Genomic DNA, 13,453 nt, shown 5'->3' with positions numbered 1-13,453 from the left:
GCCTCAGGCGCTTGCTGCGGCCAGTCCGGCCGGGCGGGACGCGGCCAGCAGGTGGTTGCCCAGCGATGTGCGGGAGTAGAGCACGGCCCGTCCGTCCCGGCGAGAGTCGACCACGCCCGCCGCGCGCAGGATGCCCAGGTGGACGCTCAGCGTCGGTGCCGAAACCCCCAACTGATGCGCCAGGTGCGTGGTCGACATCGGCAGATCGAGGTGGCTCACTATCGCGGCGCGGGTCCGGCCCACCAGTTCGGCGAGCGGGGACTCGCTCACGTCCTCCTGACTCTCCCAGAGCCGCCCGAGGCCGCGCGGTGGATACGTGATCGTCGGCACGTGCGGCGCGGCCGTGACGGGGAGCGCAGCGGGCCAGGTGAAGACGCAGGGTACGAGCAGCAATCCCTGGCCCGGCAAGGGTTCGCCGTCGCAGCTGTACGGCCTTTCGATCTCGATCCGGTCGCCGGTGAAGCGCACCGACGGATGCAGGTTCCGGAACAGCCGGTCCACCCCGCCGCTCGCGAGTTCCTCCAGCCGGAACGCCAGATCCTCCTGGAGCAGCGAGCGCATCCGCCGCCAGTCGGGCTCGATCGCCTGATGCCAGTAGTTGTCGAGGGCGGAGGTGATCCGCTCGAGGGCCTTGCGCGGATGCGCGATCAGCCCGGGCAGCAGCGGGTGCGGAGTCTCCGCGTGCAGCTTGGTGAGTTCATCGACGACGAGGTGATGCGGTGTCGCCGCCACCGCGGCCAGGCCCGACTCGAAGCTGGTCGACCGTCGCGGCGGCGCGGGGGTGATGAAGTCCGGGATGTAGCTCACCGACGGGATCAGGGCCTTGAGCAACAGCAGGTCGTCGTCCGGGTCCACGCAGAGCGGGCGGACCTTGCGCAGCCACGGTCCGTGCACGCTGCCGGCCGTGCTGTTGCTGAGCGCCCGGACACTCGTCACCGTCTCCCAGACCGGCGAGAACGCGAACCTGATCCGGCTCACGTCGTCGGTGCTGAGCCTGATGGTGATCACCCGAGCACTGTAGCTCCGCGACAACGCTGCGATCGACGATTAGTCCTCCGCCTAATGTTCGACAGCCTTCCTCGCGGGCTCGACAGTGGAGCCATGAACGCGCGTACTGATGCCCCGCCCCTGCCGAGAGCCTTCTGGGCCCTCTGGGTCTGCCAGTTGGTGAACCGGCTCGGCAGCTTCGTGCAGCCCTTCCTGGTGCTGTACCTGACCCAGGACCGCCACCTGTCCGCCGGTACTGCGGGCGCCGTGGCCGCTGCTGTCGGTGCAGGTTCCGTCGTCTCCCAGTTGGTCGGCGGCTGGCTCTCGGACCGGGCCGGGCGCCGCCGGACGATGCTGATCGGCTTCTTCGGTACCGCGGCCGCGCTGATCCTGCTTGGCTCGGCGCGCTCGATGCTGACGATCTGGGTGGCGGCCTTCGTCGTCGGCCTGATGGGTGACCTGTTCCGGCCCGCGGTCCAGGCGACCGTCGCCGACCTGCTCCAGCCGAGAGAGCGCGTTCGCGCGTACGGGCTGCTGTTCTGGGCGATCAACCTCGGCTTCTCCGTCTCCACGGTCAGCGCGGGCGTCCTCGCGAGCATCGGCTACAACCTGCTGTTCTGGATCAACGCCGGTACTTCGATCGTCGCGGCGCTGGTGATCCTGCGGATGGTGCCGGAGACCCGGCCGGTGCTGGACGAGGGTCCTCGTCGGCCGTTGCTGCCCGTGGCCCTGCGCGACACCACCTTCCTGCTGATGATCCTGCTCCAGATCGGCTACGCGACGATCTACTTCCAGGGCTACTCGACCCTGCCGCTGGCGATGGCGGCCGACGGACTGCCCTCGTCGACGTACGGGCTGGTGATCGCGCTGAATGGGGTGGTGATCGTGCTGGTCCAGCCGTTCGTCAATCGCCGGCTCTCGCTGCTCGACCGGCCGAAGTTGCTGGCCACCTCGATGCTGATCGTCGGAGCCGGTTTCGGCCTCGGCGCTGTCGTGCACAGCTGGTGGGGGTACGGGCTGTCCGTGGTGGTCTGGACGATCGGCGAGATCGGCTTCGCCGCCGTGATCGGCGCGGTCTTCGCCGACCTCGCTCCGGTCGACCTGCGCGGCGGCTACATGGGCCTGGCCGGCAGCATGTCGTTCGGCCTCGGCAGCGTCATCGGCCCGCTGCTCGGCACGAACACCCTGGAACACGCCGGTCGTACGACGGTGTGGCTCGCCTGCGCCGTGCTGGGAGTCGTCCTTTTCGCCGCCCAACTGGCTCTGGCTCCCGCTCTTCACGCCCGGGCCCGCGCTGCCGCGGCGATTCCGGCGCCGACTCCTTCCTGAGCGGCCCGGATCATTCCGTAGGGTTGCGGTCATGAGTAAGCAGAAGGTCGACCAGGTCGTGTTCGATATCGGTGGGGTGCTGCTGGACTGGAGCCCGGACTACCTCTACGAGGAGCTGATCCCCGACCAGGAGCAGCGCGAGCACTTCCTGACGAAGATCGCCACCCCGGTCTGGAACCAGCAGCAGGACGCGGGCCGGCCCTGGGCCGAGGCGGTCGCCGAGCTCACCTCCCTGCACCCCGAGCACGCGGAGTGGATCGAGGCCTACGACACGGGCTGGCTCAAGATGGCGAAGGGCCTCTTCGAGGACTCCGCGGCCGTGCTCACCGAGCTCCGCGAGCTGGGCGTGCCGACGTACGCGCTGACCAACTTCTCGGACGAGAAGTGGGCCGTGGCGCAGCAGACGTTCCCGATCCTGGCCGGCTTCGACGGCGAGGTGGTATCCGGCACCGAGCGCACGGTCAAGCCCGGCGAGACGATCTACCGCATCCTGCTCGAACGCTACGACCTCGATCCGGCGCGCAGTTTCTACATGGACGACAAGCAGTACAACGTGGACGCCGCCCGGGCAGTCGGCTTCGACGCCGAGCTGTTCGTCGACGGCCAGACCCTGCGCAACCAGCTCAGGGACCGGGGGATCAACCTCCGTCCCTGACCGTCAGGCGGTGGGCATTGTGGTCTCCCGTTGGGCGTGTGACGGTAGTTACTGTAGGTACGCCTGGGACCACAGTACGTGCTTGTGGCAACAATGGGGAGCGGGTCCGTTGCTCTTAGCCACCAAGCCCGCCGCGGAGCCGGACGGCGGGCGGCCGGAGAAGGGTGCTGTGGTGCACCACTAGACTTGGCTGGTCCCCGTTCGGTGAGTGTTGTGGAGTTTGCGTGTCGGTCCAGCCCATCCGCCTGTTCGGCGACCCTGTCCTGATCACCAAGGCCGACCCGGTCGTCGACTTCGACGCCGAGCTCCGCCGGCTGGTGTCGGACCTCACTGACACCATGCAGGCCGCGCCCGGCTCGGGCCTGGCGGCGCCGCAGATCGGCGTCGGCCTGCGCGTCTTCACATACTTCATCGAGGGCGAGCTCGGCCACCTGGTCAACCCGGAGCTGAGCCTCTCGGCCGACGAGCAATTCGGTCCGGAGGGATGCCTGTCGATCCCCGGCCTCACCTTCGACTGCCGTCGCGCCCAGCACGTGATCGCCAAGGGCTTCAACATGTACGGCGACCCGGTGGTGATCGAGGGCTCGGACCTGCTGGCCCGCTGCATCCAGCACGAGACGGACCACCTCGACGGCGTGCTGTTCGTGGACCGGCTGGACACCGATACCCGCAAGGCCGCGATGAAGGCGATCCGCGAGGCGGAGTGGTCCGGCCTGGCCGGCCCGCCGCAGATCAAGGTCTCGCCCCACCCCACGAACGGATTCGGTCTGTGAGAGTCGTCTTCGCCGGCACCCCTGAGGTCGCCGTCACCGCGCTGAAAGCCGTCGCCGCCAGCGGCCACGAACTGGTCGCCGTGGTCACCCGCCCGGACGCGCCCGCCGGCCGCGGCCGCAAGCTGGTCGCCTCCCCGGTCGCCGAGTACGCCGAGGAGCTGGGCGTCGAGGTCCTCAAGCCGGTCAAGCCGAGCGACCCCGCGTTCCTCGAGCGGCTCCGGGAGATCGCCCCGGACGCCTGCCCGGTCGTCGCGTACGGCGGGTTGCTGCCGCAGGCGGCGCTCGACATCCCGCTGCACGGCTGGATCAACCTGCACTTCTCGGTGCTCCCGGCCTGGCGGGGCGCCGCGCCGGTGCAGCACTCGATCATCTCCGGCGACGACGTGACCGGCGCGAGCACCTTCCGCATCGTGAAGGCGCTCGACGCGGGACCCGTGTACGGCGTACTGACTGAGCGCATCGGGCCGAAGGACACCGCGGGCGATCTGCTCAGCAGGCTCGCGGAGTCGGGCGCCAAGCTGCTGGTCGACACCCTCGACGGCATCGAGGCGGGTGTCCTGGAGGCTCGGGAGCAGCCAGCCGACGGCGTCACGCTCGCGCCGAAGATCAACGTCGAGGACGCCGAGCTGGATCTGACCGCGCCCGCGCAGCGGGTCGATCGGCTGGTTCGCGGCTGCAACCCCGCGCCGGGTGCCTGGACGACGTTCCGCGGTGAGCGCCTGAAGGTGCTCGACGTCGACCTGACCGACGACGAGTTGAAGCCGGGCGAGCTGGTGACGACCAAGTCGAGCGTGACGGTCGGCACCGGCAGCAAGGCGCTCCGGCTGGTGACGGTCCAGCCCCAGGGCAAGAAGCCGATGGCGGCCGCGGACTGGGCCCGAGGCGTCCGCATCACCGAAGCGGACCGCTTGGGTGCAGAATCAGGCCCGGACTCAGGTTCGGAATCAGGCGCCGAGTGAGCGACCGTAGTCCTCGCAATCGCGCGCCGCAGCGTCGCCCCGACAAGGTCCGCCAGCTCGCCTACAAGGTGATCCGCCAGGTCACCTCCGCAGACGGCTACGCCAACCTCGTGCTGAACAAGGCGCTCCGCGACCAGCGGCTCGGCGGCCGCGACGCCGCCTTCGCCACGGAGCTCGTGCACGGCACGTTGCGCTGGCAGGGCACGTACGACGCGATCCTGGCGCGCAGCGTGTCCCGCCCGCTGGCCGAGCTGGACCCTGAACTGCTCGACCTGCTCCGCCTCGGCGCTCACCAGCTCCTCAACATGCGGGTCGACTCGTACGCTGCGGTAAACGAGATGGTCACGCTGACCCGCGCGGAGATCGGCCAGAGCCGCAGCGGCCTGGTGAACGCGGTGCTCCGCAAGGTCAGCCAGCGGTCCCTCGACCAGTGGATCGCCGCAGTCGCTCCGGCGCTCGACGACGACCTGTTCGGTCACCTCGCGATCGCGAAGGCCCATCCCCGCTGGATCGTCGAGACCTTCGCGGACGCCCTCGGCACGGACGGCGACGAGCTGGACGAGTTGCTCGACGCCGACAACGATCCGCCCTGCGTGACGCTGGTGGCCAGGCCCGGCCTCGCGGATCTGGACGAGCTGATCGAGGCCGGAGCCACCCGCGGCCGCTGGTCGCCGTACGCGGCGGTGCTTCAGGGTGGCGGTGATCCGGGACGGATCTCCGCGGTCTCGTCCGGGCGCGCCGGAGTACAGGACGAGGGGTCGCAGCTGGTTGCTGTCGCACTCGCGTCGGCGCCGCTCGAGGGATCGGACGCCAAGTGGCTGGATCTCTGCGCCGGGCCGGGCGGGAAGTCGGCGCTGCTGGCGGCGATCGTGAGCCAGCGGGACGGGGTGTTGACCGCGGTCGAACCGCAGCCGCACCGGGCCGAGCTGGTGAGATCGAACCTGCGTGCGGTGCCGGGCGACCACCAGGTGCTGGTCGGGGACGGGACGAAGCCGACCTGGCCGGAGGGCTCGTTCGACCGGGTGCTCGCCGACGTGCCGTGCAGTGGCCTCGGAGCCTTGCGCCGGCGTCCGGAAGCGCGCTGGCGCCGTACGCCGGAAGACGTCGAGGAGCTGCGGCCGTTGCAGGAACGGCTGCTGGACTCGGCGATAACCTCGGTGCGTCCGGGTGGAGTGGTGGCCTACGTGACCTGCACACCGCACCCGCGGGAAGCCGGATCCGTCGTCGACGCCGTACTCTCCCGGCGGTCCGATGCCGTGCTCGAGGACGCCCGCCCGCTGTTGCCTGGGGTGCCGGCGCTGGGGAAGGGGCCCGATGTGCAGCTCTGGCCGCATCTGCATGGGACGGATGCGATGTACCTGGCTCTGATCCGGCGGTCTTGAGGCTCGGTCGGTGGACCGGTGTCAGGGGCGTGAGGCCGAACGGTCATGATAGGGAGGTGACAACGATCGCCTCCCGGCCTGCCCCGACCGCCCAGCAGCATCAGCTCATCGGGCTGGCGGCAGCCTTCGGCATCGGCATCCTCTTCGCGATCCAGTCCCGCCTCAACGGTGAACTCGGTGGCCGGCTCGGCGACGGGATCGCGGCCGCGCTGATCTCCTTCGGTTCCGGTCTGGTCATCCTGCTGATCGGGAGTGCGGTGGTGCCGCGGATCCGGACCTCGTTAGCACAGGTCTGGACGACCGTCCGTACTCCGTCTGACGGGCAGGGCTCGCTCCGCTGGTGGCAGTGCATCGGCGGTCTCTCGGGGGCCTACCTGGTCGTGACGCAATCCATCACCGTCGTGGTGATCGGCGTCGCCGTGTTCACCGTCGCGGTCGTCGCGGGGCAGGCCGTCAGCAGTCTCGTGGTGGACCGCCTCGGCTTCGGACCGGCCGGTCCCCAGCCGTACACGCCGCTGCGGATCTTCGGCGCCTTGGTGGCTCTTCTCGCTGTGGTGCTGGCGGTGTCCGATCGGTTGAACCACCCGTCGGGCCTGCTGCTCGCAGTACTGCCTGCGCTGGCCGGGATCGGTACCGCGGTGCAGCAGGCCATCAACGGACGGGTCGCGCGCACGGCATCACCGGACGCCTACGGCGCCATCGCCGCCGGGCTGATCAACTTCCTGGTCGGCACGGCCGCACTGCTCGTCGTGTTCCTGGTCGACCTGATCGTCCGTGGCGCGCCACACAGCCTGCCGACCGAACCCTGGCTGTACGTCGGGGGCGCGTGCGGCGTGATCTTCATCAGCGCGGCGGCCGCGGTGGTGCGGGTGGTGGGCGTGTTCGTCCTCGGGCTCGGCACGATCGCCGGTCAGCTGATCGCCAGCCTCTTCATCGACCTGTTCCTGCCCGCGTCCGACCAGGCCGTCACGCTGCCGGTGGTCGCCGGCACCCTGCTCGCCCTGGCCGCTGTCGTGATCGCCTCGATCCCCAACCTCCGCCGCCGCTGACGCTGCGCTGTCACGCGGTTCCGCGGACGCGGCGGATGTAGTTGCCGTACTGGCGGCGGCCGGCGAACTTCCAGATCAGCTTGACCGGTGCCGGCAGTTGGGACAGGAAGTTCTGCTCCTCCTCCGGTGAGGTCTCCTCGAGGATCGCGCCCAGGAAGAGCAGCCGCTTGTGCTTGTCGTCGATCGACTCGGCGCCGCGTTCACCGAGCTTGCTCCACTGCTCGACCGTCAGGTACTTGTGGACCAGCGGCAGGATCTCCTGCTCCTCCTCGGCCATGTGCTCGTCGAGGATCGCCGATGCCTCACGGACGGCCTGGGCCAGCGCGTCGCGATCGTCCGGGTTGGCAGTGGCCCGCCAGGCCGGCGTCAGCTTGTCGATCTGGTCGAGCGCCGTCGACAGCGCCGCATGCTGGAACTCCATCCGGTGCACCAGGTCGGTGTGCAGTGTCGCCGTCTCCAGCAGCGGCGGCCACAGCAGGTCGTCCTCGTTCTCGTGATGGTGGTGCAACGCCAGCACGATGTCGCTCAGATGTTCGCCGACGATCGCCGCGCGGCCGGTGTCGCCCGGGCCGACGCGGCTGATCACGTCGGGCAGCAGGCGGAACTCACGCCGGAAGACTCGGTGGATGACGACCATCTCGTGGGTGTCGGGCTCTGCGGTGATGCTCATCTTTTCCTCCCCGGAGAACGCGGCTCGGTCGCCCGTGGAGTCCAGAACCACCTGGTGCCGGCGGTACCGGAGTACAGGTGTCGGCTGCCACGCTGCCGGATGGTTCCCCCCAACCGACGCGATGCCGCCGTTTCACGGTACCGGAGCCGGCGCCACCTTCGTCGGGGTTTTCTGCCGGTCGCCGGAGCGCGGTAGCCGGATGACGCCCTGGGAGACGGCGACGCCGGTGAGCACGACGAGCGCGCCGACCGGCTGGTACCAGGTGAGGTGCTCGTCCAGCACGATGACGCCGACGACGATCGCGAAGATCGGCATCACGTAGGTGACCATCGAGGTCATGCTGGCGCCGATCAGCCGGATCATCCGCAGGTTGAGCACGAACGCGATCCCGCTGCCCAAGGCGCCCAGGGCAACGACACTGGCGATCACCTCCACGGACAGCGACCACGGTGTCGGCGGCGCGTGACCGGCGATCAGCGGGGCGACCACAGCCAGTTGGATGGTGGCGCAGAGCAACAGTGCGGCCGACAGCGCGGTACCGGAGAGGTTGCTGCCGGCGATGAAGCGCTTCTGGTACGGGATGGCGACGCCGTAGGAGAGGGCCGCGCCCATGCAGAACAACTGGCCGACCAGATCCGCGCCGCCCTGCAGCTGCCAGGCGCCGAGCACGACCATCATGCCGAGGAACCCGACGAGGAGGCCGAGCACTCGCTGCAGGGTGAACTTCTCGGTCCGGAACACCAGGACCGCGATGGGAAGCACGGCCAGCGGGGTGATCCCGTTCCAGATGCCCGCCAGCAGGGACGGGATGCGCTGCTCGCCGTACCCGAAGAGCGTCCAGGGGAGGGCGGAGCCGATCGCGCCCACGACGAAGGTGTGCGCCCAGATCTGCGGCGAGCGGGGCAGCGCCTCGCGCTTGACCAGCAGGATGGCGAGCAGCACGAGCGTGCCCGCGAGCACCCGCCCGAGCGCGAGGTACGCCGGATGCAGTTCGCGGACCCCGATCGAGATGAAGAGGAAGCTGCAGCCCCAGATCGCGGCGAGGACCAGCATCGTGGGGGCCCAGGCCTTGACCGGCGGCTTGTCAGGAGTCGTCAGGGTGCTCACTCCTGACATCCTGCAGCAAACCCCCGACATTTTCAGATTTTTGTCTGGAAGCGGGCAGATGGACGATCGGTGGTAGGGCAGGGGTGCGGCGGGGGAGGATGGCGTCATGGGTGACTTTGAGGTTGATGCTGTCCGGAAGCAGTTCCCGGCGTTGGCGGAGGGGGCGGCGCACTTCGACGGGCCGGGTGGGTCGCAGACACCGCAGGCAGTGGCCGACGCGGTCGCGCGGACGATGGTGTCGGCGCTGGCCAACCGCGGTCAGTTGACCGCGGCCGAGCGGCGGGCAGACGAGATAGTGGTCGGCGCGCGGCAGGCGATGGCGGACCTGCTGGGGACGGATCCCGGTGGCATCGTCTTCGGCCGGAGCATGACGCAGTTGACCTACGACTTCTCCCGGACACTCGCGAAGAACTGGAGGCCGGGCGACGAGGTGATCGTGACCCGCCTGGATCACGACGCCAACGTCCGGCCGTGGATCCAGGCCGCCGAGGCTGTCGGCGCCACCGTGCGCTGGTTGTCCTTCGACCCCGCCACCTCCGAACTCGACGACCTCCAGCCGCTGCTCTCCGCACAGACCCGCCTGGTCGCGGTGACCGGTGCGTCGAACTTGCTCGGCACCCGCCCGGACCTCGAGAGCATCGCGGCCAAGGTTCATGCGGCGGGCGCTCTCCTGTACGTCGACGGCGTGCACCTGACCGCGCACGCCCCGGTGGACGCCGCGTTCGCGGATTTCTACGCGTGCTCGCCGTACAAGTTCTTCGGGCCGCACTGCGGGGTGCTCTCGGCATCGCCTGCGTTGCTCGAAGGACTCCGCCCGGACAAGTTGCTCCCGGCAAGCGATGTGGTGCCCGAGCGGTTCGAGTTCGGCACCTTGCCGTACGAGTTGCTCGCCGGGACCACCGCAGCGGTCGACTTCATCGCCGGTCTTGGTGGAACGGGGGCGACCCGGCGAGAGCGCTTGCTCGGATCTCTCGCGTTGCTGGAGAACTACGAGGACGAACTGCGCGCGGAGCTTGAGCCCAGACTCGCCGCGATCGACGGAGTCACCTTGCACGGCAAGGCCCAGCGCCGTACGCCGACTCTGCTGTTCTCCGTCGACGGGTGGGAGCCGCGCGCGGTCGCGGCGAAGCTCGCGGAGGCCGGGGTCAACGCGCCGGCGGGTACCTTCTACGCGCTGGAGACGGCCCGCCACGCGGGTCTGGGAGACACCGGAGCTGTGCGCGCGGGCCTCGCGCCGTACACGGATCGCACCGACGTCGACCGCTTGGTCGAGGCAGTCGAGCGCCTAGGTTCCTGACCCCGGCAAGCCTCGGCTACCAAGTCAAAGCCCTTTCACCGTTCGGTTCTGCCTCGTGAGACTACGGGCATGAGACTCGCACGTCGGTAACGCTCCGCCCGGTTCTCCCAGTTCGGAGTGCCGGGTTCCCGCGCGCCCTGAAATGCCGCTCGACAGCGGCGGGCGCCGACGCCCGACCACAGAAGAGCTCCCATGACCTTTCATCAGCATCTGCTGGTCGCTCACTGGTTGAGCGAGAATGGCGATCAACCGCACGAGGACACTGCCGTACGCCGGGGGCTGCTGAGGCGGCTCCTTGATCGGTGCCGTGCGGTCAGTTGGGCGAGATGGCTGCTTGGTTGGCCGGCCGGGTCCTCACTCCAGGCGGCGGCGACGTCGTCCCCGAAGCCCGCTGTGGCAGTGACCGTCAAGTCGTGGTCCGTGTAGCCGTACAGGTGGTCGAGCTCGACGGTCGCGTTCTCGAAGTCGAAGCGCAGGGCCGAGACCTGGCGAGGCGACACCACTGAGTTGACGATGCTCGCCAGCAGCACTGGGTGCGGCAGATCGCCACCAGGGGCCGGCCGAAGCCGCCGGACTCGACGGTCAGTTGCTCCTACTCACAGTGTGTCTGCAAGTCGTGATACACCAGCTGCTGCCGTTTCGGGTGTGAGGTTATCCCTTGTGGATAAGGCGAATCGGTCCTCAGCTGAGTTGCGATCGGGTCATCACTCAGGGTAGTGTCGAACGCATGTTCGACAGGGATGTGGCTGAGTTGGGTGCGACCGAGACGCTGACCTCGGCCGCCGAGCTGCATGGGCTGCGTACGCGGGCCGAGGTGCGGCTGATCGAGCTCGCGCAGCATTTCGCCGACCTGCACCCCGACCCGGCGACGGTCCCCGGCCATGTGTTGTTGGCCGGTGGTGAACGCGGTGTGGTGTATGGGGGTGTGGGGTGTCCTGGTGTCGCGGAGTTCGCGGTCGCCGAGTTCGGGGCGATGATCGGTCGCTCGGCGGGTTCGGCGGCGGTCTTCATCGGCCAGTCGCTGGCGTTGCGCCATCGGCTGCCGCGGATCTGGGCCCAGGTCAAGGGCGGTCATGGTGAGCCGTGGAAGGCCCGCGCTGTCGCGACTGCGTGTTTGGCGCTGTCGGTGGAGGCGGCCGAGATTGTCGACCGTCGGGTCGCGGGGATTATCGATACCGTGACGCCGGTGCGGTTGGACAGGATCGTGAAGGCGGCTGTTCAGCAGGCTGACCCGGACGCGGCGCGGGCTGCGGCCGAGGCCAGAGCCAAGGAGCGCGGTGTTTGGGCGGGTCGCGCCGACGATCACGGCACCACCACGCTGTATGTGCGGGCGGCGACCGGTGACGTGATCCATTTCAAGGCGACCATTCGCCAGATCGCCGATGCGCTCGCGCAACTCGGTGATACCGACACCTTGCCGCGGCGCAAGGCCAAGGCGATCGGGATCATCGCCGACCCGGCCCTGACCAACGAGCTCCTCACCGTCGCCCACCACCTCACCCCAACCACCACCACTCCCCAGACCGCCACACCCGCAGCGCCCGAGGCCGCCGCACCTGCATCAGCAGAGGCAGAACCAGCCAAGGCCGGAACAGGCGCCGCGAACCCCGGTCCAGATCCCACCGACCACACCGCGCATCCCGCCGACCTCCCTGTCCCGTTGGCCGACGAGACCGCGGATTTTGCGGGTGGTGGGGAGGATGGGGCGATGGGACGGTTCGTTGTCGATGAGCCTGGCGAGCACGATGAGGCCGACCGGGAACCGCCGCACCCCAGCGACCCGGCCTACGACCGCTTGTTCTGTTCGGCTGGTCTGCCTGATCCAGGGGCAGCAGACGACCGCTGCGCGGAGACTCCTGAATCACCGCCGGGCGACGGTCCAGGGATGGACGATGCCGGACGTCGGGAGGTCGCGAGGAGGTTGGCGGCGATCAAGGAGAGTGCCTACAGCGGCCAGGGTCGCGGTGTCGCTGGGCGCAGGCCTGCCCGGACGACGCTCTATGTGCATATCACCGACGAGACGCTGCTGGCCGGCGGTGGGGTCGCGCGGGTGGAGCGCTTCGGTCCCGTGTTCGCGGCCCGGCTGGAGGAGTTGCTCGGCCACGACCAGATCGTCGTCAAGCCGGTCATCGATCTGAACGGCAAGGTCGGCGTCGACGCGTACGAGATCCCGCGCCGGATCCGGGAGCGGGTCAAGCTCACCCACCCGGTCGAGCAGTTCGTGTTCGGCGCCGCCGAGACCACCGACAGCCTCGATCTGGACCACATCGCGCCGTTCGACTTCAGCGCGACCGGGCCACCACGGCAGACCAGTACCGACAACCTCACCCCGCTGCGGCGCTACAGCCACCGGGTCAAGACCCACGGCGGTTGGCGGGTACGCCGCCTGGACGACGGTGCGCTGGAATGGACCACCAAGCACGGCTTCAAGTTCCGCGTCGACCACACCGGAACGCACCCGCTGGTCGACCGATAGCAACCGGTGGTGTCGTCGCCTGTGTGAGAGACTCAGGCGGCTGGTCGCGTGCCGAAAGCGGCTAGGACGGCGGGGGCATGCTCACTGGTGCGACCCCGACCTACGGCCAGGCGGGTCTGCGCGGGTCTGCGCGGGTCCGAGTGGGTTCGCCTGGATTCGCGGGGGCATCGCCACCGATCCGGTCGACGCGGCCTCGGCTGCGAGCAACTCGTCCACCCGGTGAGCGGCACGGCGATCGGCCTCTCAACGACGACGCCGCCGGCGGGATGCTCCACCTCTTCGCGAACTCCCGGCCTCCTCGTCGTCGAGATCCACCGCCCAACAGCGTCTTCCAGATCTGTCGACCCCTTGTCTACAGCAGCGCGAGTCCGGTCATCAACGGCGCTTGACAGTCATCGAAACGAGTAACTAAAGTCCGTGGGGTAAGTCCGGTAGCCCCCTGCCGCAGGCAAGGTCCGCCCGATCCATCCCCTTTCTTGCACGCGTACTTCCCGGGTCGCCGAGTTCGACGAGGTGCTGCAGGTCGGTTCGTTGTGGGCGGCGCGCGCAGCGGCGACGGATTCGTCGGGCTGTGCTGTTCGGCGTCGGTCGAGCGACGGGAGCCGGCCGAATTGAGATCCTCGGGACCGGTCGCGGCCGGGGTCTGCGGGGTCGTCAGCGCCACCAGGGTACGACGACCTGCCGGCCTTCGCCTCGGTGTTGTCCTCGGCAACCATCGGATGGTCCGGCGGGCGGCTGGAGTACGAGTCACCCGCGCGCGGGCGGCTGG

At 69.2% G+C, this 13,453-nt stretch carries 12 protein-coding genes; 8 read left to right on the top strand and 4 right to left on the bottom strand.

Annotated features, from left to right (window positions below):
* Positions 1-3: 3 nt before the first annotated feature.
* Positions 4-1,008, bottom strand: coding sequence for an ArsR/SmtB family transcription factor (locus tag ACFPJ1_RS12730; protein WP_380103792.1), 1,005 nt, complete (start codon positions 1,006-1,008; stop codon positions 4-6).
* A 93-nt stretch (positions 1,009-1,101) separates the two neighbouring features.
* Between ACFPJ1_RS12730 and ACFPJ1_RS12725 the strand changes: the two genes are divergently transcribed.
* The 6 genes from ACFPJ1_RS12725 (at position 1,102) to ACFPJ1_RS12700 (ending at position 7,134) form a co-directional block, all read left to right on the top strand.
* On the top strand, positions 1,102-2,316 hold the full coding sequence (locus tag ACFPJ1_RS12725) for an MDR family MFS transporter (protein ID WP_380103791.1): 1,215 nt from the start codon (positions 1,102-1,104) through the stop codon (positions 2,314-2,316).
* A 31-nt stretch (positions 2,317-2,347) separates the two neighbouring features.
* Positions 2,348-2,971 (top strand): HAD family hydrolase, encoded by a 624-nt coding sequence (locus tag ACFPJ1_RS12720; protein ID WP_380103790.1) that lies wholly within the window; start codon positions 2,348-2,350, stop codon positions 2,969-2,971.
* A 224-nt stretch (positions 2,972-3,195) separates the two neighbouring features.
* Positions 3,196-3,744 (top strand): peptide deformylase, encoded by a 549-nt coding sequence (def, locus tag ACFPJ1_RS12715; RefSeq protein WP_380103789.1) that lies wholly within the window; start codon positions 3,196-3,198, stop codon positions 3,742-3,744.
* Complete coding sequence (gene fmt / locus ACFPJ1_RS12710; protein ID WP_380103788.1) at positions 3,741-4,703, top strand: methionyl-tRNA formyltransferase; 963 nt, start codon at positions 3,741-3,743, stop codon at positions 4,701-4,703. The genes def and fmt overlap by 4 nt, the downstream gene beginning before the upstream one ends.
* Positions 4,700-6,085 (top strand): RsmB/NOP family class I SAM-dependent RNA methyltransferase, encoded by a 1,386-nt coding sequence (locus ACFPJ1_RS12705; RefSeq protein ID WP_380103787.1) that lies wholly within the window; start codon positions 4,700-4,702, stop codon positions 6,083-6,085. Before fmt ends, ACFPJ1_RS12705 begins: the two co-directional genes overlap by 4 nt.
* A gap of 56 nt (positions 6,086-6,141) precedes the next feature.
* Positions 6,142-7,134 (top strand): DMT family transporter, encoded by a 993-nt coding sequence (locus tag ACFPJ1_RS12700; RefSeq protein WP_380103786.1) that lies wholly within the window; start codon positions 6,142-6,144, stop codon positions 7,132-7,134.
* A gap of 10 nt (positions 7,135-7,144) precedes the next feature.
* Here the strand turns inward: ACFPJ1_RS12700 and ACFPJ1_RS12695 are convergent, their stop codons facing one another.
* Positions 7,145-7,804: a hemerythrin domain-containing protein gene (locus ACFPJ1_RS12695; protein ID WP_380103785.1), complete on the bottom strand. Its 660-nt coding sequence runs from the start codon at positions 7,802-7,804 to the stop codon at positions 7,145-7,147.
* 132 nt (positions 7,805-7,936) lie between these two features.
* A complete protein-coding gene (locus ACFPJ1_RS12690) occupies positions 7,937-8,920 on the bottom strand; it encodes a DMT family transporter (RefSeq protein ID WP_380103784.1) in 984 nt (327 codons plus the stop codon).
* Positions 8,921-9,017: 97 nt separating this feature from the next.
* On the opposite strand from ACFPJ1_RS12690, the gene ACFPJ1_RS12685 reads away from it, so the two are divergent.
* The gene (locus tag ACFPJ1_RS12685) at positions 9,018-10,208 is read left to right on the top strand and encodes a cysteine desulfurase-like protein (RefSeq protein WP_380103783.1); all 1,191 of its coding nucleotides are present in this window, start codon (positions 9,018-9,020) and stop codon (positions 10,206-10,208) included.
* Between the two features lie 245 nt (positions 10,209-10,453).
* Here ACFPJ1_RS12685 and ACFPJ1_RS12680 read toward each other — a convergent pair whose 3' ends face one another.
* Positions 10,454-10,711, bottom strand: a complete 258-nt coding sequence (locus ACFPJ1_RS12680; RefSeq protein ID WP_380103782.1) for a hypothetical protein — start codon at positions 10,709-10,711, stop codon at positions 10,454-10,456.
* Positions 10,712-10,935: 224 nt separating this feature from the next.
* On the opposite strand from ACFPJ1_RS12680, the gene ACFPJ1_RS12675 reads away from it, so the two are divergent.
* Positions 10,936-12,684 (top strand): hypothetical protein, encoded by a 1,749-nt coding sequence (locus tag ACFPJ1_RS12675; protein WP_380103781.1) that lies wholly within the window; start codon positions 10,936-10,938, stop codon positions 12,682-12,684.
* The last annotated feature ends 769 nt before the right edge of the window (positions 12,685-13,453 follow it).

The organism is Kribbella qitaiheensis (assembly GCF_042657745.1).
Classification (GTDB): domain Bacteria; phylum Actinomycetota; class Actinomycetes; order Propionibacteriales; family Kribbellaceae; genus Kribbella; species Kribbella qitaiheensis.
The sequence above is the reverse complement of the archived record's forward strand: the minus strand, read 5'-3'. Positions and strand labels throughout refer to the sequence as shown.